The organism is Arthrobacter sp. NPDC056493 (assembly GCF_042795115.1).
In the GTDB taxonomy this organism is placed as follows: Bacteria; Actinomycetota; Actinomycetes; order Actinomycetales; family Micrococcaceae; genus Arthrobacter.
The window spans coordinates 12,675-36,694 of sequence record NZ_JBHTSL010000048.1; the positions used below are offsets into that span (position 1 = coordinate 12,675).

General features: G+C 68.3%; 22 protein-coding genes, 1 tRNA gene and 1 riboswitch. Of the genes, 7 read left to right on the forward strand and 16 right to left on the reverse strand.

From position 1 onward, the window contains the following. The first annotated feature begins 255 nt into the window (after nt 1–255). Both ACFQ50_RS17605 and ACFQ50_RS17610 read left to right on the forward strand, forming a co-directional pair. The gene (locus tag ACFQ50_RS17605) at nt 256–789 is read left to right on the forward strand and encodes a hypothetical protein (RefSeq protein WP_377996937.1); all 534 of its coding nucleotides are present in this window, start codon (nt 256–258) and stop codon (nt 787–789) included. 138 nt (nt 790–927) lie between these two features. Next, nucleotides 928–3,105, forward strand: a complete 2,178-nt coding sequence (locus ACFQ50_RS17610; protein ID WP_377996938.1) for a glycogen debranching N-terminal domain-containing protein — start codon at nt 928–930, stop codon at nt 3,103–3,105. Nucleotides 3,106–3,134: 29 nt separating this feature from the next. Here the strand turns inward: ACFQ50_RS17610 and ACFQ50_RS17615 are convergent, their stop codons facing one another. The 6 genes from ACFQ50_RS17615 to ACFQ50_RS17640 are packed head-to-tail and all read right to left on the reverse strand — an operon-like array spanning nt 3,135 to nt 10,988. Next, nucleotides 3,135–4,847, reverse strand: a complete 1,713-nt coding sequence (locus ACFQ50_RS17615; protein ID WP_377996939.1) for a dipeptide ABC transporter ATP-binding protein — start codon at nt 4,845–4,847, stop codon at nt 3,135–3,137. After that, on the reverse strand, nt 4,844–5,833 hold the full coding sequence (locus ACFQ50_RS17620) for an ABC transporter permease (protein ID WP_377996940.1): 990 nt from the start codon (nt 5,831–5,833) through the stop codon (nt 4,844–4,846). The genes ACFQ50_RS17615 and ACFQ50_RS17620 overlap by 4 nt, the downstream gene beginning before the upstream one ends. Nucleotides 5,834–5,841: 8 nt before the next feature. Next, on the reverse strand, nt 5,842–6,789 hold the full coding sequence (locus tag ACFQ50_RS17625; RefSeq protein ID WP_377996941.1) for an ABC transporter permease: 948 nt from the start codon (nt 6,787–6,789) through the stop codon (nt 5,842–5,844). Continuing rightward, on the reverse strand, nt 6,789–8,453 hold the full coding sequence (locus tag ACFQ50_RS17630; RefSeq protein ID WP_377996942.1) for an ABC transporter substrate-binding protein: 1,665 nt from the start codon (nt 8,451–8,453) through the stop codon (nt 6,789–6,791). The genes ACFQ50_RS17625 and ACFQ50_RS17630 overlap by 1 nt, the downstream gene beginning before the upstream one ends. Beyond that, complete coding sequence (locus ACFQ50_RS17635; RefSeq protein WP_377996943.1) at nt 8,450–9,868, reverse strand: NtaA/DmoA family FMN-dependent monooxygenase; 1,419 nt, start codon at nt 9,866–9,868, stop codon at nt 8,450–8,452. Before ACFQ50_RS17635 ends, ACFQ50_RS17630 begins: the two co-directional genes overlap by 4 nt. A gap of 13 nt (nt 9,869–9,881) precedes the next feature. Further along, nucleotides 9,882–10,988 carry an LLM class flavin-dependent oxidoreductase gene (locus ACFQ50_RS17640; protein ID WP_377996944.1) on the reverse strand — a complete coding sequence of 369 codons (1,107 nt, stop codon included), beginning with the start codon at nt 10,986–10,988 and terminating at the stop codon, nt 9,882–9,884. 36 nt (nt 10,989–11,024) lie between these two features. Beyond that, nucleotides 11,025–11,133, reverse strand: a riboswitch (SAM riboswitch). A 213-nt stretch (nt 11,134–11,346) separates the two neighbouring features. Between ACFQ50_RS17640 and ACFQ50_RS17645 the strand changes: the two genes are divergently transcribed. After that, nucleotides 11,347–12,507: an LLM class flavin-dependent oxidoreductase gene (locus tag ACFQ50_RS17645; protein ID WP_377996945.1), complete on the forward strand. Its 1,161-nt coding sequence runs from the start codon at nt 11,347–11,349 to the stop codon at nt 12,505–12,507. A 40-nt stretch (nt 12,508–12,547) separates the two neighbouring features. After that, nucleotides 12,548–12,952 (forward strand): rhodanese-like domain-containing protein, encoded by a 405-nt coding sequence (locus ACFQ50_RS17650; protein WP_377996946.1) that lies wholly within the window; start codon nt 12,548–12,550, stop codon nt 12,950–12,952. Here ACFQ50_RS17650 and ACFQ50_RS17655 read toward each other — a convergent pair. Further along, nucleotides 12,949–14,490: an MFS transporter gene (locus ACFQ50_RS17655; RefSeq protein ID WP_377996947.1), complete on the reverse strand. Its 1,542-nt coding sequence runs from the start codon at nt 14,488–14,490 to the stop codon at nt 12,949–12,951. The two genes, ACFQ50_RS17650 and ACFQ50_RS17655, sit on opposite strands and share 4 nt — an antisense overlap. A 211-nt stretch (nt 14,491–14,701) precedes the next feature. On the opposite strand from ACFQ50_RS17655, the gene ACFQ50_RS17660 reads away from it, so the two are divergent. Then, nucleotides 14,702–16,126, forward strand: coding sequence for a PLP-dependent cysteine synthase family protein (locus ACFQ50_RS17660; RefSeq protein ID WP_377996948.1), 1,425 nt, complete (start codon nt 14,702–14,704; stop codon nt 16,124–16,126). A 33-nt stretch (nt 16,127–16,159) separates the two neighbouring features. Here ACFQ50_RS17660 and ACFQ50_RS17665 read toward each other — a convergent pair whose 3' ends face one another. From ACFQ50_RS17665 to ACFQ50_RS17675, 3 genes are read right to left on the reverse strand one after another with little or no spacing between them, the layout of a single operon-like run. After that, nucleotides 16,160–16,348 (reverse strand): hypothetical protein, encoded by a 189-nt coding sequence (locus ACFQ50_RS17665; protein ID WP_377996949.1) that lies wholly within the window; start codon nt 16,346–16,348, stop codon nt 16,160–16,162. Beyond that, nucleotides 16,345–16,641 (reverse strand): hypothetical protein, encoded by a 297-nt coding sequence (locus ACFQ50_RS17670; RefSeq protein WP_377996950.1) that lies wholly within the window; start codon nt 16,639–16,641, stop codon nt 16,345–16,347. The genes ACFQ50_RS17665 and ACFQ50_RS17670 overlap by 4 nt, the downstream gene beginning before the upstream one ends. Continuing rightward, nucleotides 16,638–17,153: a flavin reductase family protein gene (locus tag ACFQ50_RS17675; protein WP_377996951.1), complete on the reverse strand. Its 516-nt coding sequence runs from the start codon at nt 17,151–17,153 to the stop codon at nt 16,638–16,640. Before ACFQ50_RS17675 ends, ACFQ50_RS17670 begins: the two co-directional genes overlap by 4 nt. A gap of 255 nt (nt 17,154–17,408) precedes the next feature. On the opposite strand from ACFQ50_RS17675, the gene ACFQ50_RS17680 reads away from it, so the two are divergent. Continuing rightward, nucleotides 17,409–17,951 carry a GNAT family N-acetyltransferase gene (locus tag ACFQ50_RS17680; RefSeq protein WP_377996952.1) on the forward strand — a complete coding sequence of 181 codons (543 nt, stop codon included), beginning with the start codon at nt 17,409–17,411 and terminating at the stop codon, nt 17,949–17,951. Between the two features lie 93 nt (nt 17,952–18,044). Next, nucleotides 18,045–18,115: transfer RNA gene (locus tag ACFQ50_RS17685), tRNA-Cys, on the forward strand. Nucleotides 18,116–18,149: 34 nt separating this feature from the next. Here the strand turns inward: ACFQ50_RS17685 and ACFQ50_RS17690 are convergent. The 6 genes from ACFQ50_RS17690 to ACFQ50_RS17715 form a co-directional block, all read right to left on the reverse strand. Next, nucleotides 18,150–18,980: a nucleoside hydrolase gene (locus ACFQ50_RS17690; protein WP_377996963.1), complete on the reverse strand. Its 831-nt coding sequence runs from the start codon at nt 18,978–18,980 to the stop codon at nt 18,150–18,152. Between the two features lie 51 nt (nt 18,981–19,031). After that, nucleotides 19,032–20,315, reverse strand: a complete 1,284-nt coding sequence (locus ACFQ50_RS17695) for an MFS transporter (protein WP_377996953.1) — start codon at nt 20,313–20,315, stop codon at nt 19,032–19,034. Continuing rightward, complete coding sequence (locus ACFQ50_RS17700; protein WP_377996954.1) at nt 20,312–20,851, reverse strand: TetR/AcrR family transcriptional regulator; 540 nt, start codon at nt 20,849–20,851, stop codon at nt 20,312–20,314. Before ACFQ50_RS17700 ends, ACFQ50_RS17695 begins: the two co-directional genes overlap by 4 nt. 2 nt (nt 20,852–20,853) lie before the next feature. Beyond that, entirely contained in the window at nt 20,854–21,435 is a 582-nt protein-coding gene (locus tag ACFQ50_RS17705; RefSeq protein WP_377996964.1) for a sugar O-acetyltransferase, read from the reverse strand. An 83-nt stretch (nt 21,436–21,518) separates the two neighbouring features. Beyond that, the gene (locus ACFQ50_RS17710) at nt 21,519–23,057 is read right to left on the reverse strand and encodes an alpha-N-arabinofuranosidase (protein ID WP_377996955.1); all 1,539 of its coding nucleotides are present in this window, start codon (nt 23,055–23,057) and stop codon (nt 21,519–21,521) included. Between the two features lie 64 nt (nt 23,058–23,121). Beyond that, nucleotides 23,122–24,018, reverse strand: coding sequence for a carbohydrate ABC transporter permease (locus ACFQ50_RS17715; RefSeq protein ID WP_377996956.1), 897 nt, complete (start codon nt 24,016–24,018; stop codon nt 23,122–23,124). Nucleotides 24,019–24,020: the final 2 nt, after the last annotated feature.

Genomic DNA, 24,020 nt, shown 5'->3' on the forward strand with positions numbered 1-24,020 from the left:
TCGACACTAGGGAATCCCGGCCGGTATGGATAAGACCTAATCTGCGTGGACGGATAAGCGTCTCTTATGGACCGCCGTCGAACGTCCTGCAAACGAACGCTGGCCAAACTTTTTGGTTATGGCTCCACGCACTATAGGTATTTCCGCCTCTCCGTCCCTTCTGCCTAGCCTTCTAGGTAAGTCAGGCCCGCTCCGCGGGTGCCGCTTGGCAGCGCCGCCGCGGCGCCGTCCGATGTAGTAAACCCGAACCGAGGAGTGCTCTTGGCTGTTCTGCACCGCGACGACGGCCCCGAGGGCTACTACCGCTACCGGGGGACGGCGAAACCCGACAGGACCGCCGTCCAAGCGGAAAAGACGCGCAAGCTGCTCCGGGACAGCCGGCAGCGAATTTCCTTCAATGCCACCAGCATGCGCGCCCTCTCCGTCCGGCTGAACCAGCAGATCGCCCAGGCGCTCTGCGACGGAATGAAGGTCACCCGACTCGCCGAAGCCGCGGCGCTCTCCCGCTGGGCGGTCCGCACTGTGGGCCTGTCGGCCGACGACCTGATCCCGTCGGGCCTGCCGGCTGAGCAGCACCTGGCCGGGATCCGCCGGCTCAAGTCGGAACTGGCTGACCTTGAAGCGTCCAAGACCGCACTGGAAGGCCGACGCCTGAACCTCTTGGCAACAGCTCGACGGCGGGGAGTTCTGGACGACTATGAGCTCGCCGCCCTCAGCGGTTTGCAGCGCGAAACGATCCGGAAGATGACGTGGGGCGTCCAGCCGGAATCCGGGGCGATCCCGGCGTAATTCTGCACCCGGCGTCGTGGTCCAACCCCTAGCGCCAAGGACCGCGTCGAGCCCTAGCTAGGCAGGGCAAGCAAGCGTAGCGTCGAACTGCACGCTGTTGCCAGTTGCGCTGTTGCTAGTTGCCCGGAGGTGGCCCCGATGGCTGGATGGAATGCTGATACGGCGGCGGGCCCGTTGGGGGTCGGGACAGTCACCTTGGTGGAGGGGTCGTCCTTCTGCATTTCCTTGCCGAACGGGGACATCAGTGCAGAGCATCCGCATGGCCTCTTTGTGCGGGACGCCCGCATCCTCTCGGGCTGGCGCCTGACGGTTGACGGCCTGGCGCTGGAGCCGCTGGCGGCCGAGACGAAGGAGCCGTACCGGGCACTGTTTGTGGGGCGGGTTCCCCGCTCGGACGGCTACGCCGACAGCCCGCTGATCGTGGAGCGCCTGCGGGAAGTGGGCGCCGGCATCCAGGAGCAGGTCACCGTCCGGAACTTCTCCCTCGAGCCGGTCGACTGTGTCATCGCGCTGAAGGTCGGGGCGGACTTCGCGGACCTCTTCGAGGTGAAAGAGGCGCGGATCCTGCGGCGCTGGGACGAAAAACGGCAGGTCGACGGCGGTACGCTCACCATTCGTGCGGCGTGGCAGGACGTCCGGAAGGGCGTGGTGGTCCAGGCCCCCGGCGCGGACATTTCGGCCGACGCGGTGATGTACCGGGCAACGGTTCCGGCGCACGGACACTGGAGCACAGTCCTGACGGTGCTGCCCAGCGCCGAGGGATCCGATTCGGCGATGGCATTCGTCCATTCCGAGGGGGACGGCTTGTCCCCCCGGGACCTCCGGCGGCGGGAGTGGGTGGCCAAGATTCCGGTCCTGCATATGGGCAACCGGTCGGTTGAACGGACCTTGCGCCGCAGCTACGACGACTTGGGCGCCCTTCGGATCGAGGACCCGGACCATCCTGAGCGCGTCGTGGTGGCCGCGGGGGCGCCCTGGTTCATGACCCTGTTCGGCAGGGACTCGCTGTGGGCTTCGGTGATGGCGATGCCGGTGGACCCGTCCCTGGCTTTGGGCACGCTGCAGACACTGGCGGACCGCCAGGGATCCGTGGTGGATCCCATGACCGAGGAGGAGCCGGGCAAGATCCTCCATGAGGTCCGGCTCGATGTTTCCAGCGGGCTGTCACTGGGCGGAAAGTCGAACTACTACGGCAGCGTCGATGCGACGCCGCTGTTCCTGATGGTGCTCGGGGCGGTCAGCCGCTGGGGCTTCGCCGCGGACACGATAGCCGCTTTGCTGCCCCATGCGGACCGCGCACTCGAATGGATCACGAAATACGGGGACAAGGACGGCGACGGCTTCGTCGAGTACGAGCGCCTCAACGACCAGGGTCTGCTCAACCAGGGCTGGAAGGACTCCTGGGATGGAATCAACTTTGCCAACGGCAAATTGGCCGAGCCGCCGATCGCGCTCTGCGAGGTCCAGGCCTATGTGTACGTCGCATACCTTTCGCGCGCATGGCTGGCGTACGACGCCGGGGACACGGCTTACGGGAACGAACTCACCGACCGTGCGGCCCGGCTGAAGAAACAGTTCAACGAGCAGTTCTGGATCCCTGAACGCGGGTACTACGCCATCGCCCTGGACGGCAAGAAGCGGCAGGTGGACGCGTGCGCTTCGAACATGGGGCACTGCCTGCTCCAGGGGCTCATCGACCAGGACAAGGCACCTCAGGTGGCCGAACACCTGATGTCGCCGGAGATGTTCAGCGGCTGGGGCGTGCGTACCCTGGCCAGCGACATGGGCGCCTACAACCCTGCCAGCTACCACAACGGATCGGTCTGGCCGCATGACAACGCCATCGTCGCGGCCGGGCTCCTCCGCTATGGATTCGTCGATGAGGCGCAGCGGATCGCCACCGGCATGATGGATGCGGCCGAGTACTCCGAGGGACGGCTCCCGGAGCTGTTCTGCGGTTTCAGCCGGGAGCAGCTCGCCGCCCCTGTCCCGTACCCGACGGCGTGCTCGCCGCAGGCCTGGGCGGCCACCGCGCCGATCCAGCTGGTGACGAGCCTGATGCGGTATGACCCTGTTGTTTCAGCGGGCGGCGTCTGGATGGACCCGGTTCTTCCTCCGTCGTTCGGGGACCTGCATATCACCAACGCTCCCCTGGGCGGCGGCCGCATCACCATCGACATCGCCGATTCCGTCCCTTCCGTCCGGGGACTGCCTGAAGGGATGACGTTCCACCAGGGGCACCGGCCCTGGATGATAGAACTCGTTGAGCAGGCCGGTCACCGCAGAAGGGAGCGGCTCGAAAACTGGGGCCGGTAGGCCACAACTCGGGCCCGGAAGTCCTGCCGTCAGACGGCCAGCGCCTGCCTGCCCGGAATGGCACTGATCAGCTGCCGTGTGTACTCGTGCGCGGGATTGCCCAGGATCTCCGCGGTGGCCCCGAGCTCCACGAGCTTGCCTGCCCGCATCACGGCCACCCGGTCCGAGATCTGCTGGACCACGGCGAGGTCATGGGAAATGAAGAGGTAGCTCAGTCCGTCCCGTTCCTGCAGCCCGGCGAGGAGATCCAGGATCTGTGCCTGCACCGAAACGTCCAGGGCCGACACCGCCTCGTCCAGAACCACAAGGTCCGGCCGCAGGGCCAGGGCACGCGCGATGGCAACGCGCTGGCGCTGCCCGCCCGACAGCTCCGCAGGGCGCCGCTGCGCGAAGGCCGCAGGCAGCTGCACGGCCTCGAGGAGCTCCGCGATCCGCCCGCGCTGCTCGCCCGGGCTTCCGTCGCCGTAGGCGCGGAGCGGCTCACCGATGCTGTCCGCCACGCTGAAGCGCGGGTCCAGCGAAGCGAAGGGGCTCTGAAACACCACCTGGAACCGGCGGCGCAACAGCCTGAGGTTCTCGCCCCTCGCACTGGCCAGGTCCGTCCCGTCGAAGAGCACGGAGCCGGCGCTGGGCTTCTCGAGGCGCAGCAGCAGCCTGGCTACCGTGCTCTTGCCGGACCCCGACTCACCAACCAGTGCCAGAGTCTCGCCTTTACGGATGTCAAAGGAAACATCGTCGACGGCGGTGACAGTCCGGGCGCTGCCCGCAGCACGCGGCAAGCCGAACACCTTCCGCAGTCCGGCGGCCTCCACCAGGGGCCGGGACTCCGGGGCACCGCCCGCAGGAGCTGGGCCGCCGGCAGGAGGGGCGCCCCAAGCTGAAGGGGCGCCGCCGGCAGTCGAAGCACCAGCCGGTCTCAGCCGCCGCGGGCTCAATCCAGGTGCTGCCGCGATCAGAGCGCGGGTGTACTCGTCCTGCGGGTTGGCCAGCACGGACGCCGTGGGGCCTTGCTCCACGATGACCCCGTGCCGCATTACGATGATCCGGTCCGCCCGGTCCGCTGCCACGCCGAGGTCGTGCGTAATGAGCAGCACGGCAGTTCCACGCTCCGCGGTCAGGGCGGCGATGTTGTCCAGGATCTGCCGCTGGACCGTCACGTCGAGGGCGCTGGTGGGCTCGTCGGCTATGACCAGCCGTGGCCTGGCGGCGAGCGCGGCGGCGATGAGGACCCGCTGCCGCATTCCGCCGGAGAACTGGTGCGGGTACTGCCGGGCGCGCGCCGCGGCGTCGCTGATCCCGCTCTCCTCGAGCAGCCGGACGGCGGCTTCGCGGGCAGCCTTCCTGGGCTGGATCCGGTGGATGGTCTGCGACTCGGCCACCTGCTCCCCCACGCGCTGCAGCGGGTCCAGCGACGCCGTGGGGTCCTGCGGAATCAGGCCGATCTCCTTGCCCCGCACGTTCTGCCATTCCTTGCGCGTCAATCGGGTGAGGTCGGCGCCGTCGAACAGTACCGTCCCGGAATCGCGGTGGGCGTTGCCCGGCAGAAGGTTAATGATGGAGTGCGCGGTGGTGGTCTTGCCCGATCCGGATTCACCCACAATGGCCACCACCTCGCCCGCATTGACCTGGAAGCTGACCCCGCGCACGGCGGGCTGCGATTCGCCGTCCACCAGGTAGGAGACGTTCAGTTCCTCCACGGTCAGCAGTGGCGGCCCGGCAGGGGCTGCTGTATTGGCGGTCATCGGCTGGTCCTTGTCTGGAAAGCGTGGGAGATGCGGTTGGTGGAAAGCACGACGGCGGCAATCACCACGCCTGGCAGGGTCACCAGCCACCACGCGGCCACGAGGTAGTCGCGGCCTCCGGCCACGAGGGAACCCCATTCCGAGGCGGGCGGCGGGGCGCCGAAGCCCAGGAAGCTGAGCGACGAGATGGACAGCACGGCCGCGCCGAACTCCAGCGCGGACAGTGCGAGCACCGGCCCGGCCGCGTTGGGCAGCACATGGCGGAGCAGGATGGTGTGCCAGCGCACGCCGGAGGACCGTGCCGCCTCGACGTACACCGCCGTTCCCACGCGCAGCGATTCGGACCTCATGATGCGGGCGAAGTTGGCCACGCTGGCCACGCCTACCGCGATGGCGATATTGACCGTGCCGAAGCCCAGCACCGTGATCAGGGCCAGGGACAGCAGGAGGCTCGGAATGGCGAGCAGGACATCCATGAGGCGCATGATGGCGTCATCAACCCAGCCGCGCACAAACCCGGCCAGCAGCCCAAGGGCCGAACCGGCCACGAGGCCAACGGCCACGGCGACGGCAGTGGCGGCCAGCGACGTCGCCGAGCCGTGCACCACACGGGAGAACAGGTCACGGCCCAGGCTGTCCGTGCCGAACCAGTGCGTGGGCGACGGCGGCAGCAGCCGGTCCGCAGGGACCCCGGTGTCCGGCGGCCACGGGGTGAAGGCGCCCGGGACGGCGGCCCAGAGCAGTGTGGTAGCCAGCACCAGGACGGCGAGGAACAGGCCCGGGCTGCTGACGATGCCCCGGGCCGCCCGGTTCAGGAAACGGAGACCCGGGCCCTGCCCCGTCGCTCTCCTGCCCGGCTGACGGGCCGGTTCAGCGGCCGCGGCGGCGTCAATTCCACCCGCTGCGCGCGGCGGACGGGCGGCTGCGTCTCCTGCCCGGGCTGTGTCGGAATCCGTGTCGGTCTCCGACAAGAGCTGCTGTGACATGGTGCCTCCTAGGCCTTGGCCGTCTTGCCGACGTTGATGCGGGGATCCACGAGAGGGTAGATCAGGTCCACCACGAGGCTGGTGACCACGAAGATGGCGGCCGCGAGGACAACGAGCGTCTGCACCACGGGAATGTCCCGGCTGTTGACGGCCGTGACCGTGAGCCGGCCGATGCCGGCGCGCGAAAATACGGTTTCACTGACCACGGCACCGGCCAGCAGGTTCCCCACCAGGATTCCAAGCATCGTCAGGGTGGGGATGGCCGCGTTGCGGAGGGCGTGCCCGAAGTTGATGAGTGCTTCGCTGGCACCCTTGGCCCGGACCTGCTCGATGTACGGCTCGCCGAGGGTCTGCCGCAGGCTGCGGGACAGCAGCTGGGCGATGACGGCCGCCGTCGGGATCGCCAGGGTAAGTGCCGGCAGGACGATGCTGGCGGCGCCGTCGTTGCCGATCGCCGGAAACATCCGTAGCCGGAAGGAGAACAGCTGCAGGAGCAGCAGCCCGATCCAGAACGTCGGCACGGCGATCCCGAGCGGGGGCAGCGAGCCGAGGGCCTGCCGCACCCAGGGGTTCCGGCTGAAGGTGGCCGCGGTGGCCAGGGCGCTGCCGAGCAGTACGGCCAGGGCGAATCCCGCGGCGGCCAGTTTGATGGTTTCCGGCAGGACCTCGGCCACGGACTGCGTGGCAGCCACGCCGTTCTTGATGGAGATGCCGAAGTCGAGCTGCAGGGCCCTGCCCAGGGCGATGAGGTACTGCTCGTGTAGCGGCCGGTCCAGCCCGTATTCGCTGCGGAGCTTCGCCACGAGCGCAGGGTCCACGGAATTCTGTTCGTCCCCGCTGGCCATGATGCTGACGGCGTCGCCCGGGAGCAGGTAAAGGATGAAGAAGGAGACGGTGTAGGCCGCCCAGAGAACAAAGGCACCCTGCAAGAGACGTTGCCCGATGTAGCGGAACACTACTTGGCCAGCCAGGCGTCGTAGAAGTCCAGGCGGCTGGAGGCCTCGAACTTCAGGTCGTGCACCTTCTCGCTGGCGGAGATCGTGGTGGAGAGCTCGTACAGCGGGATGGAGTGCGCGTCCTTGATGAGTGTCTCCTGGGCCTGGTCCACGAGCTTCTGCCGTGCGCCCTTGTCCAGTGCGGCTGCCTGCTCGCCAAGGGTGGTGTCCACCGGCAAAGCAGAGCGGAGGTTGCTGCCGCCGCGGGCCGTGTTGGCGCCGAAGACGGTCCGCAGGACATCCGGATCGCTGCGGGTCAGGTTGCCGTAGGAGAAGTCGTAGTCCTTGTTCGCCTGGGCTGCCGTGACGTCAGCGATGGTGGTGAACTTCAGCTGAAGGTCGATGCCCACCGCCTTGAGCTGCTGCTGCACGAGTTCCAGCACTTCCTTCGGCGACTGCCAGTAGGTGACCGAGAAGGAGAGCTTCTGGCCGTTCTTGGCGCGGATGCCGTCCGCTCCGGGCTTCCATCCGGCGTCGTCCAGGAGCTTCTTGGCGCCGTCGGGATCGAACTTCAGCAGATCGCTGAAGTCCTGGAAGAACGGGGTGGTGTGGGACAGCACTCCCTTGGCGGGCTGGTCTGCCTCGGTCAGCAGCGTCTTGGTGATTTCCTCGCGGTTGATGGCCTTGGAAATCGCCTGGCGCACCGCCGTCTCCTTGAGCTTCGGTGTGGACTCGTTGGAGTACAGGTTGTAGACCACGCCCGGGTTCGCCCTGGTCTCCTTCCAGAAGCCGTTGCCGTCAAAGAGCTTGATGTCCGCAGCGGAGATGGCCGCTGTGGCATCGATCTGCCCGGACTGCAGGCTGCCGGTCCGGTTGCCTGCTTCCGGGATGATCTTGAAGGTGACGGTGTCCAGGTAGGCCTCACCCTTGTTGCTGTTCGTGGAGGCCGGCCACGCATATCCTGCCCGGCGCTGCAGGACTGCTTCCTTGTCCACCGTGTAGCTCTTCACGGTGAACGGGCCCGATCCGTCGAATTTGCCGGCGCACCGGTCGGCCGCTCTGAGTTTCGCCGACGCCGGGGAGAGCAGCCCGAGGGTGAAGGTGGAGGTGGCCTGCAGGAACTGGGCGTTCGGCTTCGCGAAATCCACCACCACCGTCTTCGGATCCTTGACCGTGATGCCGCTGACGTCGCTCAGGTACGTGGAACCCAGCGTGGCTTTGGCGCCGAGGGCCTTGATCGCCTCGAAGTTGGTCTTGACCGACTGGGCGTCAATGGGTGTCCCGTCGGCGAAGGTGGCCCCGCTCCGGAGCGTGAACGTGAAGCTCGTGGCGTCCTTGTTCGCCTCAAACTTCTCGGCCAGCCACGGCACGATCTCGCCGGTGTCCGGGTCCTGGGAGGTCAGCGACGCCACCGTCTGGCGGGCGACGGCGATCGCGTCGTTGTTGCCCACCTGCTGCGGATCGATGCACCCGCGGTCCACGGAAACCGCGAAATTGAGGTTGCCGCCCCGGACAGGGGTGCCGCTGGCACCCGGCTGGGATCCGGCGTCGGACGTTCCGCCGCACGCGGCGAGCAGCAGCGTAACGGTTCCCAGCAGCGCACCGGCGGCCGCTGTCCTGCCGATCCGCCGTGCCCTGGCCGGTTCAGGACGGGTGGAAGCAGCGTGGATGTTTCGGGTGGTCATGCGACTTCCTCGTTTTCGTTGGTGCCCACCGATGCCAGGGAGCCGCTGCGGTGTGACAGCGGGGCGCGGAGCCCCAGGTTTTCGCGGAGCGTGGTGCCCTCGTATCCGGTCCGGTAGACCCCTCGGTCCTGCAGCCTGGGGACAAGCTCGTTGACGATGTCGTCGAGTCCGGAGGGGACGATCCAGGGCGTGATGTTGAAACCGTCCACGGCACCGGAATGGGCGTATTCGGCCAGCAGGTCGGCGACGTCGTCGTAGGAACCGACCAGGCCCCGGCCGTTGAGCTGGGCGCGGCCGGAGACGAACTGCCTGATGGACTGCCCCTTCTCCTTCGCCTCGGCCCGCCACTCCGCGGCAAGCTCCCGGGCGTTCTTTCCATGGAACGCGTTGCCCCGGGTGGGGTCGGTGACGTCTACGACGGGGTCGACGTCGGGAAGCGGGCCGTCGGGGTCGTATTCGCTGAGGGTGCGGCCCCAGAACTGCTCCAGGAACGCAATGGCGGTCTGCGGACCCACCTGCCGTTCGCGGACCCACTGGTGCTTTTCCTCCGCTTCCTTGGCGGTGGGTGCCAGGATGAACTCCTGTCCCGGGAAGATCTTGACGTCATCCGCCGGCCGGCCTGCCTTTAGCGTCCGGGCCACAATGTCCTCCCGGAACTTCTTGGCCTCCTCCAGCCCGGCGTGCCGGGAGAAGATGACGTCGGCGTTGCGGACCGCGAAGTCGCGCCCGTCCGGGGAGTCGCCGGCCTGGAACAGGACCGGGTGCTGCTGGCCGGAGCGCGGGAGGCGGCCGGTGACTTCGACGTCGAAACTCGCGTCCTTGCGGCGGACGGAGGTGATGCCGTCCTCGGCCAGCCATCTGCGGGAGCCCCGGGACCCGGCGATTGCGCCGTCAGCCCAGGAATCCCAGATCGCTTTGGCGGTCTGGACGAATGCTTCGGCCCGGATGTAGCGGTCCTCGTGAGCCAGGAACCCGCCGCGCCGGAAGTTGGCACCGGTCCAGGCGTTGTCCGTGGTCACGATGTTCCACGCCGCCCGGCCGCCCGAGAGAAGGTCCAGGCTGGACAGCCGGTGGGCCAGGTCGGCGGGATCGTTGTAGGTGGTGTTCTGCGTGGCCACGAGTCCGATGTTGGTGGTCACTGCAGCCAGGGCCGCGAGGGCCGTCTGCGCGTCCGGCCGGCCCGCGACGTCGAGCTCGTGGATCCGGCCCAGGTGTTCGCGGAGCCGCAGCCCTTCGCCCAGGAAGAAGGCCGTGAAGAGGCCGCGTTCTGCGGTCTGTGCCACCCGGCGGAAAGATTCGAAGTCGGTCTGGGATCCGCTCTCTGGATCACGCCAGACTGTGGTGTGGTTGACGCCCTGGAAGAAGACGCCGAACTGGATCTGGCCGTTACCGGCAGTGCGCGAGGGGGTGCTCATGGGTCTGGCCTCTCTAGAGGGCCGCGGCGGCGGCATAGCGGTTGGCGGGACGGGGCAGGCCGAAGGATTCACGCAGGGTGCTGCCCGGGAGGGGGCTGGACAGCAGGCCGCTGCGCCGAAGTTCCGGGAGCACCAGGGCGGCCAGCTCCGGAAGGTCGGTGTCCAGCACCGCGGGGCTGATCCAGACCCCGTCGCCCTGCTGGAACAGCTCGGCGAGGAGCTCCACCAGCCCGGCCGCGTCTCCCACGTAGCGGGCGCCGCCCTGCCATGGCTCGTGCGCTTCCAGTTCGGCCAGCCGGTCGGCTGCCCGCTGGCCACGGGCGTCGAGGACCACGTCCAGTTCCAGGAGTGTGCGCGGGGCGCCGGCGTTCCTTGCAGCCTCCGCAGCTGGCGCCAGCTCCTCCGGCTTGGCCGCGGTTACCAGCGCCACGTCGGCTTCGACGGCGGGCAGCAGCGCCGCCGGGGCAATTACCGGCAGTTGCCCCTGGAAGGGGCGCGGAATGATCGACGGGCCCTTCACGGAAAACCGGTTTCCCTCGAAATCCGCATAGTGCAGCTTGCCCGCGTCGAGGAACCGGCCGGTGGCCTCGTCCCGGATCACGGCGTCGTCTTCCCACGAATCCCACAGCCGCCGGGCGCTTTCGACGACGTCCGCCGCCTCCGCGCCGGCCTCCCCGGCGGGAAGTTGGTCGCGGCCCACGGAACGTGCTTCCTGCGGCGTGTTCTCTGCGCTGACCAGCCACCCTGCCCGGCCGCGGGAGGAATAGTCCAGGCTCGCCAGCTGGGTGGCCACGTGGAAGGGCTCCGTGTAGACCACGCCCGCTTCGGGCACCAGGCCGATCGACCTTGTTACCGTCGAGGCGAAGGCCGCACGCTGCACGGCATCTATCCGTCCCGCGACTCCGGCGGCCCCGGTGTCCGTGGTCCGTGAGTCTCTGAACGTGGCCAGGTGAAAGCCGGCGATGTCCGCTGCCTGGACGGTTTCCCGGATGCGGCTGCCGGTGAGCAACGCGCCGGGCTCGTGCGCGGCGAATCGCCAGGCGGCCGGGTGTGCGCCGTCCCCGTCGAGCTCGATGCCGAGCACGGCGGAACGGTTTTTGGGTGTGGGTAATGAAGGCATGGTTCCCTCTTTTTAGGGGCCGCGGACGGCCGTCTCGACATTCACTTGCCGCAATGCGGCCAGGTCTGTTTCCGGAGCACCCCGCCATCAAATGCCTGAGGGTTGCCGCAGCACGAGCCGGTCCTTGGCGTGCTGACTCTGGACCTAGACGTTGAATCTAGGAGGGCTGGCCGGACTTTTCCAAACCGCCGGTCTCGTGGTGTCAATTCGGGAAATACCGCGTCAAGCAGCGGTGCATTCCGTCATGCGCAGCCTTCATTTGTGACGGATTTTGGGCTCCGGTTACCCCCGGTTTCCGGACGTTGAGGACGGTGACGGAGGAGTTTGGCCGGCGCCGGACGCTCCGTAGTGTTCTGCCATGCCCAAGCCTTCCGCGGTTCCCCTCTCGGTCCTTGATCTCAGCCCCGTCTCCGCCGGCCAGACTGCCGCAGACGCCCTGCGGAACAGCATTGCGCTGGCCGTCTCGGCAGAGGCGCTGGGGTACAGCCGCTATTGGCTGGCCGAACACCACTTGAGTCCGGGCGTTGCCGGCTCCGCCCCGCACGTCCTGTCCGCCCTCATTGCCGCGGCGACGAGCAGCATCCGGGTGGGAACGGCGGCCACCATCCTGGGTAACTACCGGCCGGTGCAGATCGCCGAAAACATCGGGACACTGTCCGCCCTGTACCCGGGGCGCGTGGACCTCGGCTTTGGCAGGTCCGGGGTGCCCAAGGTGCCGGCCGAAGAGGCCGGGGCTCCCGCTCCGCTGGCCCCTTCGCCGGCCTCCTCCGGCCCTTCGGGGAACCGCGTGGTGGACGGCCTGGTGATCCCGGCCCCGCGGCCGCTGTTCGGCAGGAAGTTTCCCGAGCGCTTCCAGGTCCAGGCCGATCTGCTGGGGCGGGTGGCCGGTGATGCGGACAACTTCGAAAACGACGTCCAGGACATCATCGCGTTCTTCGCCGGCGAATACCGCGCAGCGCAGGGCACGGAAGTCACCGTCCACCCGGCGCAGGGCCACGCTCCCGGGTTCTGGATCCACGGGTCCAGCGCCGGCCCCAGTGCCCGGCTCGCCGGAAAGCTCGGCCTGCCCTTCGGGGCGAACTATCATGTGGCCCCGGCCGCGGTCCTGGAGTCCGTCGGCGAATACCGGTCGCATTTCAAACCGTCCGCCACCCTGGCTGAGCCGTACGTAGCCGTTTCCGCCGACGTCGTGGTGGCTGAGACCGAATCCCGGGCCAGGACCATCGCAGCCGGGTACGCGGACTGGGTCCACAGCATCAGGACCGGCCGCGGCGCCATTCCCTACCCCGCGCCCGAGGATGCCGAACGCCGGCCGGAGCTGGAGCCGGCCGAAGCGGACCTCATCCAGGACAGGCTGGACACCCGCTTCGTGGGCGACCCCGTGCAGGTGGCGGAGGGGCTGCGCACCCTGCAGCGCGCCACCGGAGCCAATGAACTGCTGGTCACCACCATCACCCACCACCAGTCCGACCGGATCCGGTCCCAGGAGCTGCTCGCGCAGGCCTGGGGACTGTCCTGACACCCTTCCCATCATTAACAAACATTCGAAGGAGCACCAAATGAGCACCGAACAAACCACCAACGATCCGCAGCTGATCAGCGCCGATGAAGCCGCACGGCTTATCGGCGCGGGGGCCCTCCTGATCGACGTCCGCAGCGACAAGGGCAGGGCCAGCACAGGCAGCGTTCCGGCGGCTGTCGTGGTGGACCGCGAGAACGTGGCACAGGACTTTGGGCCGGATTCCCCCGCCCGTCTCACCGGCGTGACCGGAACGGACCAGCAGATCGTCGTCTTCTGCGGCTCGGTCAACGGCTCGCGTCCCGTGGCCGAAAAACTCCGGCTGCTCGGCTACGCCCGTGCCGTGCATGTCGACGGCGGGTTCCCGGCACTGCGCGACGCCGGGGTTCCCGCCAGCGGGCCGACGGTGGAAATCGACGAGCCGGCCCAGCCGGCGGCCGTCTAGCGGGAGTCCGCCAAAGCCTGGTCCGCCGACGCCGTCCCTTCCGCCGATGCCGTCCGTTCCGCTACAGCGGGGCGGGTGGCGTTGCCGTTCCGGCGGCGCACCACCGCGGTCCGGATCCAGTCGAGGCTGCCGGCGGCGATGGCAACGGCGGTCAGGGCCGAACACAGGATGATGCCGTCATGGAAGGCGCCGCGGTAGCCGTTGCCCGCGGCCACGGACCCGGCAGCACTGCCTAAACCGGATCCTGCGTGCAGGAACAGCCCGGCCACGGCGGCCGAACACAGCGCCGCCGAGAACCGTTGGCTCAGCTGGTAGAAGCCGGCAGCCACCCCGGCGGTCCCGGCCGGCGCGTGCCCCAGCGTCAGGGCCTGGTTGGGCGCCACCACGAGGCCCGTCGCCGCTCCCTGGACCAGGCCCACCCCGGCAACAGCCAGCGCCGCGGCCGAGTGGTCCAGGTGCTGCACCGCAGCATCCTTGGCGACGAGGGTGGCGAAGCTGGCGGCCAGTGCGACGACGATGCCGGCCCGGCCGAACCTGGCGACGAACCGCCAGCTGGACCCGGAGGCCAGCAGCATGCCGGCGGACTGGGGTGCCAGGATGCCTGCCGCGGCGAGCGGGGCGAGGCCGCTTCCGGACAGAAAGTAGAAAGCCGTGACCGCGGACATCGCAGCGCCCACGCCGAACTGGCACAGCGCCACCACCGTGCCCAGCACGTAGCCCCCGGAACGGACCAGCCCTGCGCTGAGCAATGGCGTCCGCCCGCGCCGGTGATACAGCAGCTCCCAGCCCGCAAAACCCAGGAGCACCGTTGCTCCTGCGGCCAGCCAGGCCGGGGACGACTCCGGCGTGCCGTAGACCGTGGGGACGAGGAAGGCCACCACCACGGCACCCAGCAGCAGGGCGCCTACCCCGTCGATGGACGCGGAGCCGGGGTGGCGGTCCCGGCCGGGGCGTGCCGGCAGAAACCGGAACGCCAGCGGCACCAGCAGCACCACCAGCGGGACGTTGATGAGGAAGAGCACCCGCCACCCGGCAGAGTCCCCGGCCGCGGACAGGACCAGGCCGCCGGCAAGGGGGCCGCACACGGCGGCGAAGCCCCCGGCGGCGGCGTAGTAGCCCAGTGCCTTGGCCCGTCGGGTTCCGGAAAACAGGTCCTGGAGGAGACCCAGGACCTGCGGATTCAGGGTGCCGGCGCCGAGCCCCTGGAGCAGCCGGGCAGCGACCACCAGAGCCGGGTCGGAGGCCAGTCCGCCCACCAGGCTGAAGGCGCCAAACACCGTTATGCCCGCGATGAAGAGCGCCCTCCTGCCCAGGACGTCCCCGAGCCGTCCCGCCGGAACCAGCGCCACTCCGAACGCCAGCGAATAGCTGGCCAGAATCCACTGCACCTGCGCAGCGTCCGCATCCAGCCCGGCGGTCATCGCCGGAACGGCGAGGACAAAAACCGACTGGTCAAGGAGGGTGATGAAGCCGGCGCCGAGGCACAACCACAGGCCGGCGCGTGCTGATGTATCCGTGTCTGTTGCTCCCCGCCCCATGTCCGGACTCTACGGCTGGCCGGCGGCCGCCCCTGCATCGCGGGTCCGAGGGTGAACCCCCGTGAACGCCGGTGACGGAACCCGCCCGGCCGCCGTCGTAATTTGACCCAAACACCCGGAAAACCGACATCAAAGCTCATGGAGAGACACGCTTGGCAACACGGCTTAAGGCCTTTTGCGGCCGGATGCCCGGCGGCCTACCGTTCCAGCCATGACAATCTACGAGTCGGTGCTGGACGCCATCGGCAACACCCCGTTGGTCAGGCTCACCCGGCTGAGTGACGGGCTGCGCCCGCGCATCTACGCCAAGCTGGAGTTCCAGAACATCGGCGGCAGTGTCAAGGACCGCGCCGCGCTGTCCATGATCCGTGCGGCGGAGCGGGACGGCCTGCTCGCGCCGGGCGGCACCGTGGTTGAAGGCACCAGCGGCAATACGGGGATCGGCCTGAGCCTCGTGGCAGCCCACCTCGGCTACCGCGCGGTGGTGTTCGCCCCTGCGGCCACCGCTGCCGAGAAGATCCGGCTCCTGCGAGCCTACGGCGCAGAGGTGCATCTCGTGGCGGACTTCGTTCCGCGCAGCCACCCGGACCACCTGGCCAACCGCGCGGCCCGGTTCGCCGAGGCCACCCCGGGCGCGTGGCTGGCGCAGCAGTACGACAACCCGGCCAACCCCGGCGCCCACGTGGAATCGACGGGCCCGGAGATCTGGCGCGACACCAATGGCGCGGTCACCCATTTGGTGGCCAGCGTGGGCACCGGCGGGACCATCACCGGGACGGGCCGGTTCCTCAAACAGGCAAGCGGCGGATCGGTCCAGGTGGTGGCCGCCGACCCCGACCACTCCGCGTACGGCGGCGGCGACGGGGCCGCCAAATACGTCGAAGGGGCCGGCCACGCCGTCCATCCCGATTCAGTCGAGGACGTCTGGCCCCAGGCTTTCGATACCTCCCTGGTGGACCGCTACGTGCGGGTCAGCGACAGGGAGTCCATCCTGACCGCCCGGAAGGCCGCCCGGGAAGAGGGCCTGCTCATCAGCGGCACGGCCGGCACTGCGCTGGCCGCAGCCCTGCGGCTGGCTGAAGAACTGGACGAGACCCACACGATCGTGGTGATCATTCCCGATTCCGGGCGCAACTACCTCTCCACGTATTTCGACGACGGCTGGCTGACATCCGCGGGCTTCCTCAAGCCCGCGGCCGAGGAGGGCACCGCAGGGAGCCTGCTGCCCTCTCCTGCCGCGGGCGTGCACATTCTGCCCGTCTCGTGCACCGTGGCCGAGGCGCACACCGAGCTGCAGCGGCGCGGCCTGGAGGACGGTGAACCTGCCTTCGTGGCCCTGGACCGCGGGACCTCGTACGGGAGCGTCCACCCGAGGGAGGTCGCGGCGGCGGTGACGCTGGGTTCGCTGCAGGCCGCCTTGGCGGCAGGACCGTCGCAGGCACGGGAACCCGCGGCACGGCACGGGGTTGCGTTCACCACCCTTGGAACCGGCGAGCTGCTGGCAGATGTACTGCCCGGCGGCGTCCGGCCCGGCGGCGTCCGGCCGGACGGTGGTCTGCTGGATGGTGGCCTGCTGGATGGTGGTCTGCTGGCGGTGCTGGTTGACGGCCGGATCGCCGGAGCGGTGACAGGCTAGCTAGCGTGGCCGGCAGTTTGAAAGCGAAAACCCCTACGGCTTCCAGCCGTAGGGGTAAACGTTGAAGGCGGCGTCTGCGGAAGGGGGATCCAGGTTTGCGGCCCGGTCCGCTTCAGCCCCGTGGAAAGCGTCAGCCGCACCGGTCAGCAGCGGCAACGCCGCCCACACGCCGCCCGCCGCGAGGAGGGCAACGAAGGCCGCGGACAGCAGAAGGACGCTCATGCCCGCCTCCCCGGTGCCGGGCGGAGGCGCACGCCGTCGCGGTTGCCGTACATCTGGCGCCCCTGGCCGCCGGAATCGATGACCCACACCAGGTCGGAGTCCGGCGTCTTTGAGTCGACCCGGCCAGTGTAGGAGTGCCCGGCGGGAAGGGTGACTTCAACCGTGGCCCCCACCGTGATGGCTTCCCAGTCCTCCGCGGGCTGCCAGACGTCGTCGCTGGTTTCCGGCTGCGCGGACCGGCGGCCACGCCGCCGGGACGTGGCCTTCACCCTCGCCACGCCGCCCCGTGTCATGCGACGCCCTCCAGGATCTTGGCCCGCGCCTGCACGGAGACGTAGTCGCCCTTGAAGAAGAGGAGGGGATCGACCTCGGAACGGGCGCTCAGCGCATGAACCGCGGCCACCACAATGGTGTGGTCACCGCCGTCGTACTCCTGGTGCAATTCGCAGTCCACCCAGGCCAGGGCGCCGTCGAGGACGGGGTTGCCGAGGGGCGACGGCGAGTGGTCGACGCCCGCGAACTTGTCCGCACCGGACCGCGCGAACTGGGCCGCCAGGTGCTGGTGGTCTGCGGGAAGGATGTTGATGGTGAAGCGGCCCGCCGCGCGCAGCAGCGGCCAGGTGCTGGAGGTCCGTGCGGGGCTGAAGGTCACCAGCGCCGGTTCCAGCGAGAGGGACGCGAAGGACTGGCAGGTGAACCCGGCAGGGCCGTTCTCGGTGGCCGCGGTGATCACGGTCAGGCCCGTTGCGAAGTGGCCCAGCACGTTGCGGATCCGGCGCGGGCTGAGGTCTGAGAGTTCCGTCATGGCGAGTCCTTTCGAAGCGTGTAGACCCAATCAAGCACCTTGCGGCCCGCTTCCCAACCCGGGCCGCAACGAACTGACGCGCATGGAAACGCAGCTTCACGGCCCGAAGCGGGGCGTAACAAAACAGCCCGAAATGCGTGCCCTGGGTGACGAAGAACGTCGGGGTATGTCGCTGGTGTGGGAGCCGCTCGCGGGGCGCGTTTAGCCTGTGATGCAGGCCTGCGGCCAGCCCCTCAACCTCAAAGGAGTGCACGCGTGACACTGTCAGGAACGGCAACACAGTACCGGATCCGCGAGGCTGCGGAATCAGAGCTCGACGCCGTGGGCCGCGTGACCTACGAGGGCTTCGGGCACCACCTCCCGGGCGCCACGGCGCCTGATTCCGAGCGCCTCGAACTGCTGCTCGACGCCGCGGCCCGTGCCAGGGAGGGTGTGCTTCTGGTCGCCGAGGACGCGGCCGACGGCGGCCTGGCGGGTACCGCGAGCCTGTTGCCTTTTGGTTCACCCCTGGCACGCCAGGCACTCGACGGCGAGATGGAGCTGCGGCTGCTGGCGGTGCTGCCGCAGGCCCGCCGCTCGGGCATCGGCTGGAGGCTGCTCGCCGAGTCGGCAAACCTCGCGCAGGCCACCGGCGCCGGCGGCCTGGTGCTCGACACCGGGGCGGAGAACGAGCGGTCGCAGCAGCTCTACCGGCGCTTCGGCTTTGTCCGGCGGCCGGAACGGGAACGGCCGCGGCCCGCCCCGAAAGTCCAGCTGGTGGTCTACACGCTGGATCTGGCGGGCTACCAGGCCGCGTAGTTCCGTCCAGCTCCGGCGTAGTCAGCCGCAACGTAACGACCGAGTTCTACACACAGAGGACACCTTGCCCGGGCTTTGCCTAGGCTACCGGTACGTGGTGTGCCCGAGAGGCCAGGGAGCGGTCTGCAAAACCGTTGACGCGGGTTCGAATCCCGCCATCACGTCAGGTTCGGGAGGACGACGGCGCCGGGCGTGCGTTTAGTTGTGCAGCCGCAGCCGCGCAAAAAAGTCTCCGATGATCAGTCTGGAGTCCACGCCCGTGTAGGTCCTCCTGGAGGGCAGGCTGTCTGTTTCCTCGAAGGTGCACGTGACGTCGTCGAGCCCGGTGACGACAAGTGGCGCGCTGTCCCCCAGACACCACAGCGGACCGAATTTGACGAAGTCAGGGACCTGCACGGTGTTGAACCGCTCCCACAGCCAGGCACCGCCCGGGCCCGCCGTTTTAAGCGAATAGTCGAGTTCGGCAACAGAAATGACAAGCTGGCGGTAGGTTTCCAAAGGAAACTGCCACACGCCGAGCTGCTGATTGTCCAGCACAAACCGGGCGGCGGCAGGATCCGTGTAGTAGTTGTATTCATCCTCGTTCGCAGCGGACCCGCCGACCCAGGCAAGCCTGAACAAGGCGGCGATTTCCGGTTCCACGAGGAGTGCGTCGGCGACATTCGTCAGCGGACCGGCACACACGAGGATCAGAGGAATGTCGTCAGAGGTGCCGGCCTTGACGGCGCCAATGATGGCCCGTGCTGCCGCATTGTCCCGGCGTTGCCCGGTAAAAGAAGTGTCCGGGCCCGCGTGTACGGTTGCCAGCTCCGGGAGCTTCAGGACCCGAAGCAGGTCCTCAGCCAGGCCCGCCCCTGCCTGTGCCATGCCTTCAGGCGGCCCGAACATCGGGTTGGTCAGCGAGCTCGTGATCGCGATGATCCGGTTCGCGGGAGACAACGCGTGATGGGCCAACCCGATCAGTCCGTCCGGATCACCTGCCCAGTCGTTGTCCAGGATGATTCGGCAGCGCGGTTCCACGTTGATCATGTTCACCTGAGTAAGCGTGGCTCGATCGGCCCTGCCTTGCCTCCGGCGATTTCAATGACTGGAAACCAACTGCCTACGTTTGGCCAGCACCGCAGATAGCGCCAGGACCAGAATGCCTGCCAGCGGCACTACGATGAGGCCGACGCGCAGGCTGGCGGCATCGGCGATGGCGCCCACGAGCGGCGGCGAGACCAGGAAGCCAACGCGCATCAGCCAGCTCACCATCGTGAGCCCTGTCCCGGGCCGCAGCCCGGGGAGCTCGTCCGCTGCGTGCATGGCCGCGGGCACGAGGGTTGCCACGCCGAGGCCGGCCGCCGCGAAGCCGAGAATGGTCCCGGGGATGCTGGGGACAGCCAGGGCAGTGCCCATCCCGACGGCGGCGATCACACCGCCGGCCCGCGCCACCGTGCGCTGGCCAAACCGGTCAACGAGCCGGTCGCCCAGCAGGCGGCCAATGAACTGGGCGCCGGTCAGCGCCACAAAGCCCAGGCCGGCGATGGTGGTGGCCGCCCCGAGGGTGTCGCTGAGGTAGATGGCTGACCACGAACTGCCGGCGTCCTCCACGAGGGCGCCTGCCGTGGCGATGAGCACCAGGGCAGCCAGGACGCCGTACTTGGCGACTGCTCCCCGGGCGGCCGACGCCGGGCCCAAAGCCGGTGCCGCTGTTCCGTTCGCCGTTGTTCCGTTCGCCGCATCAGCGGCGGCAGCACCGCCGTCGTCAGTTTCCGGTCCCGGGAGGAGGAAGCGGTAGCAGCATAGCGTCAGCGCCGCGAACAGCGCGGCAGAAATCGAGAGGTGGATTCCGGGCGCAAGATTCAGGCCCGCCGCCGCGGCGCCCATCAGGCCGCCCAGCACCGCGCCAATGCTCCACACCGCGTGCAGGGAGTTGATGATGGAGCGCTGGTACAGCCGCTGGACGCGCAGCCCGTGGGCGTTCTGCGCCACGTCCGTCACGGCGTCCATGGCTCCGGCGAAGAAGAGCGCCGCGGCGAGCGCCGCCCAGGACGGCGCCATGCCCGCGCACAGGATGCCCGCACTGGTCAGGATGGTGCCCGCCACCGCCACCCGCGAGGACCGGAAGCGGCGGATCAGCACTCCGGCGGCGAGTCCTGCGAGAAGAGCGCCGAGCGGGAATGCCGCCACGGCAAGGCCGAATTGCGCGTTGCTCAGGCCCAGGTCCGCCATGATGGCCGGGTACCGGGGCAGCAGGTTGGCGAAGAGCGCGCCGTTGGTGAGGAAGAGGATGGCCACCGCGGCGCGGGCCTTGCCGTTCCTGCCGGGCGGGGCGGAGAGGACGACGGCGGCGGTCTGCGCTCTTGTCGAAGAGTTGTTCACTGCGGGGTCACTATTCTGTTCACGGCGTCGCGAACGGTCTCGGCGGACATGGGGTTCAGGGCCAGCGCCCGGTGGATGGAGAGGCCCTCGATCAGGGCGTCAAGCATCACCGTTGTGGCGGGATCGAAGTGCCGTGCTAGGGCGGCACGGCTCCTGGCCATCCACGTGTCGGTTACCCGGCGCAGGTCCGGCCGGCGCGCGGCCAGGGCATAGAGCTCGTAGGTCAGCAGGATGTTCCGGCGTTCCCCCAGCAACTCCCCGGTGATGAGCCCCACCACCGCTTCCCGCGCAGCGTCCGGGCCGTCGGCGCCGGACAGGACGGCTTCGAATCCGTCCGCGGTCTCGTCGGCAAGCTTCGTGAAGGCGGCCGCAAACAGGTCGTCCAGGCCCTTGAAGTGGTAGGTCAGCGAGCCGAGGGGCACGTCCGCGGCCTGGGCAACTTTCCGGTGGGTGGTGGCGGCAACGCCATGTTCGGCGATGACATCCAGCGCCACCTCGATGAGCCGCTGCCGGCGGTTGGGGTCGTGGCGCCGCACGCTCACAGGCTGCGGACGACGCGGGCGGGGTTGCCGACGGCCACGACGTTCGCCGGCACGTCCCTGGTCACCACGGCACCGGCGCCGATCACGGAGTTCTCCCCCACGGTCACGCCGGGCAGGATGATTGCGCCGCCGCCGATCCAGACGTTGTCGCCGATGGTGATGGGCTTCGCGGCTTCGAGCTTGTCCCGGCGCGGTCCGGGCTCCACCGGGTGGGTGGGCGTGAGCAGCTGGACGTTCGGGCCAATCTGCACGTCGTCGCCGATGGTGATGGCCGCAACGTCCAGGGCCGTGAAGTTGAAGTTGATGAAGGTCCGGGAACCGATCCGGATGTACTTGCCGTAGTCCACGAACAGCGGCGGCCGGATGTCCGTGTCCTCGCCGATCGCACCAAGGAGGTCGGCCAGGATCCGCTTGGCCCCATCCCGGTCCGTGGCCCACGTCCGGCCGTAGCGGTCGGCGAGCTCCATGCCGCGCGCGTTGTCGGCGGCGAGGTTGGGGTCGTCGGCGATGTACAGGTCCCCGGCGAGCATCCGCTCCTGCATCGTCCGGCTGTCACCGGCAAAGTACTGCTCCACAATAGATCCTTCCGGAAGGCGTTATGTACAAACGTACACTTGTTGCGTACGAATGTACATAACGCCCTCCACAGGCCCGGGGAGGATCAGTTCTTGACCACGTCCAGCTCAACGACGGCCCAGGACAGGGCCGGGAGGGTCAGCCGGAGCTCGGAGCCGGTGGCCTTCGCCCCGTCGAGGGGCTTGAGGCCCACGCGGTCCGGGCTGCCCTGGGTGTTGATGGTGAAGCGGTCCCCGCCTTCAGGGATTTCCAGGACCTCGGCACGCAGCACCTGCCGGGCGTCGAAGCCGCGGAGTGCCACCTCGACGTCGGCCGCCTCCTCCAGGCCGCGGTTCGCGAAGAACAGCGCCACCCGGCCGGTTTCCTCGTTCCACGTCGCACTGACGTCCACAAGGTCGGTGTCGCCAAACCGGGCGTTCCCGTACTTGTCCGAGTCGACGGACAGGCGCAGGATCTGCCCCTTCGCCAGTTCGGCCATCCGGGCGAAGGGGTGGAAGATGCTCTGGCGCCAGGCCGGGCCGTTCTCCTCGCTGAAGATCGGGGCGATCACGTTGACCAGCTGCGCCTGGTTGGCGATCTTGACCCGGTCGCCGTGGCGGAGCAGCGAGTTGAGCAGCGTTCCGACGACGACGGCGTCCGTCACGTTGTACTTGTCCTCGATGACCCTGGGGTGCTCGCGCCAGCCCGCCTTGGAGACGTTGTGCGGCTGGTCCTCGGTGTCCAGGCCGCGCTGGTACCAGACGTTCCACTCGTCGAAGGACAGGTTGATGTGCTTCTTGTGCTTGCCCTTCGCCCGGACGGCGTCGGCGGTGGCGATCACCGATTCGATGAAGTAGTCGGTGTCGACCGCGCTGGCGAGGAAGCTGCCGACGTCGCCGTCGTGCTCCTGGTAGTAGGCGTGGAGCGAGACGTAGTCCACTTCCTCGTAGGCGTGGGTCAGCACTGTCTGCTCCCAGGCGCCGAAGGTGGGCATGCCGGAGTTGGAGCTGCCGCAGGCCACCAGTTCGATGTCCGGGTCCACGAACCGCATGGCCTTGGCGGCTTCCTGGGCCAGCCGGCCGTACTCCTCGGCGGTTTTGTGGCCGATCTGCCAGGGCCCGTCCATTTCATTGCCGAGGCACCAAAGCTTGATGTTGAACGGGTCCTTGTGCCCGTTCCTGGCCCGCAGGTCGGACAGGTAGGTGCCGCCCGGGTGGTTGGCGTACTCCACGATCTCGCGGGCCGCGTCCACTCCCCTGGTGCCCAGGTTGATGGCTTCCATGATTTCGGTGCCGGCCTGCCGGGACCAGTCGACGAACTCGTGCAGGCCGAAGGCGTTGGTCTCCAGGGTGTGCCAGGCGCCGTCGAGCCGGCGGGGCCGGTTTTCCCGGGGGCCGATGCCGTCCTCCCAGTTGTAGCCGGAGACGAAGTTGCCGCCGGGGTAGCGGATGACGGTGGCCCCGAGCTCCTTGACGAGCTTGAGCACGTCCTGCCGGAAGCCGTTGTCGTCGGCCTCAGGGTGACCGGGTTCGTAGATGCCGGTGTAGACGCAGCGGCCCATGTGCTCCACGAAGGAGCCGAAGAGGCGGCGGGGCACTTCCCCGATGGTGAAGTCGCGGTCGAGGGTGATCCTTGCGCGGGACATGTGGGGTATCTCCTTGGTCGTGGTTCTAATCTGTTGAAAATCAGTTGAAAGCGAAGGTGCCGGATCAGGTCCCGGCGAGTCCCGTCGTCGCAACGCCCTTGATGATCTGGCGCTGGAAGAACAGGAAAACGAGGATGAGCGGCAGCGCCGCGAGCAGCGCGGAGGCCATGTTCTGTGCGTACTGGATGCCGTAGGCGCTCTTGATGGTCTGCAGCCCCACCGGCAGGGTCAGGATGGAGCCGTCGTTGGTGGAGATGAAGGGCCAGAGGAAGTTGTTCCACGCGCCGATGAACACGAAGATCGCGACGGCGGCCAGGATGGGCCGTGAGAGCGGCAGGATGATCTGGGTGAAGATCCGCATCCGGCTTGCGCCGTCCATCACCGCTGCTTCCTCCAGTTCACGCGGGATCTGATCGAAGAACTTCTTGAGCACGAACACCATGGCGGGGTGGATGACCTGCGGCAGGATGATGGCCCACGACGTGTCGATCATGTGCAGCGCCAGCATTTGGTAGAACAGCGGGATGATCAGCACCGGCGGCGGAATGATGATGGAGGCGATGATCACCGTCATCAGCACCTTCTTGCCCCGGAAGTCGATGCGGGACAGGGCGTAGGCCACCAGCGCGGAGATGGCCAGCGTGATCACGGTGATGGCCGCGGAGGTGTAGAGGGAGTTCCACGTCCACAGCGGGATGTTGCCGTCCTGGAACACCTTGATGAAGGCGTCGGCGGTAAAGCCCGACGGCGGGATCCAGCTTACTTTCGGCGCCGCGGCATCCGTTTCACTCTTGAAAGCGGTGGCCGTTGCCCAGGCGAAGGGAATAAGCCAAAGGACGGCCAGGATCGCGGCGACCGCCAGGACGGCGGCCCTGCCGGCCGTCATTTTCCTGCGGGGCCGGCGGAGCGTTGAGGCTGATGTACTGCGGGGGGCGGGTCGGGTGAGTGTCTGGGTTGCCATGG

What these genes read in the sequence shown, in the direction of transcription:
- ACFQ50_RS17610 (WP_377996938.1), top strand. Translation starts at nt 928, where the DNA reads ATGGCTGGATGGAATGCTGATACGGCGGCGGGCCCGTTGGGGGTCGGG.
- ACFQ50_RS17615 (WP_377996939.1), bottom strand. Translation starts at nt 4,847, where the DNA reads ATGACCGCCAATACAGCAGCCCCTGCCGGGCCGCCACTGCTGACCGTG.
- ACFQ50_RS17620 (WP_377996940.1), bottom strand. Translation starts at nt 5,833, where the DNA reads ATGTCACAGCAGCTCTTGTCGGAGACCGACACGGATTCCGACACAGCC.
- ACFQ50_RS17630 (WP_377996942.1), bottom strand. Translation starts at nt 8,453, where the DNA reads ATGACCACCCGAAACATCCACGCTGCTTCCACCCGTCCTGAACCGGCC.
- ACFQ50_RS17635 (WP_377996943.1), bottom strand. Translation starts at nt 9,868, where the DNA reads ATGAGCACCCCCTCGCGCACTGCCGGTAACGGCCAGATCCAGTTCGGC.
- ACFQ50_RS17640 (WP_377996944.1), bottom strand. Translation starts at nt 10,988, where the DNA reads ATGCCTTCATTACCCACACCCAAAAACCGTTCCGCCGTGCTCGGCATC.
- ACFQ50_RS17645 (WP_377996945.1), top strand. Translation starts at nt 11,347, where the DNA reads ATGCCCAAGCCTTCCGCGGTTCCCCTCTCGGTCCTTGATCTCAGCCCC.
- ACFQ50_RS17650 (WP_377996946.1), top strand. Translation starts at nt 12,548, where the DNA reads ATGAGCACCGAACAAACCACCAACGATCCGCAGCTGATCAGCGCCGAT.
- ACFQ50_RS17655 (WP_377996947.1), bottom strand. Translation starts at nt 14,490, where the DNA reads ATGGGGCGGGGAGCAACAGACACGGATACATCAGCACGCGCCGGCCTG.
- ACFQ50_RS17660 (WP_377996948.1), top strand. Translation starts at nt 14,702, where the DNA reads ATGACAATCTACGAGTCGGTGCTGGACGCCATCGGCAACACCCCGTTG.
- ACFQ50_RS17665 (WP_377996949.1), bottom strand. Translation starts at nt 16,348, where the DNA reads ATGAGCGTCCTTCTGCTGTCCGCGGCCTTCGTTGCCCTCCTCGCGGCG.
- ACFQ50_RS17670 (WP_377996950.1), bottom strand. Translation starts at nt 16,641, where the DNA reads ATGACACGGGGCGGCGTGGCGAGGGTGAAGGCCACGTCCCGGCGGCGT.
- ACFQ50_RS17675 (WP_377996951.1), bottom strand. Translation starts at nt 17,153, where the DNA reads ATGACGGAACTCTCAGACCTCAGCCCGCGCCGGATCCGCAACGTGCTG.
- ACFQ50_RS17690 (WP_377996963.1), bottom strand. Translation starts at nt 18,980, where the DNA reads ATGATCAACGTGGAACCGCGCTGCCGAATCATCCTGGACAACGACTGG.
- ACFQ50_RS17710 (WP_377996955.1), bottom strand. Translation starts at nt 23,057, where the DNA reads ATGTCCCGCGCAAGGATCACCCTCGACCGCGACTTCACCATCGGGGAA.
- ACFQ50_RS17715 (WP_377996956.1), bottom strand. Translation starts at nt 24,018, where the DNA reads ATGGCAACCCAGACACTCACCCGACCCGCCCCCCGCAGTACATCAGCC.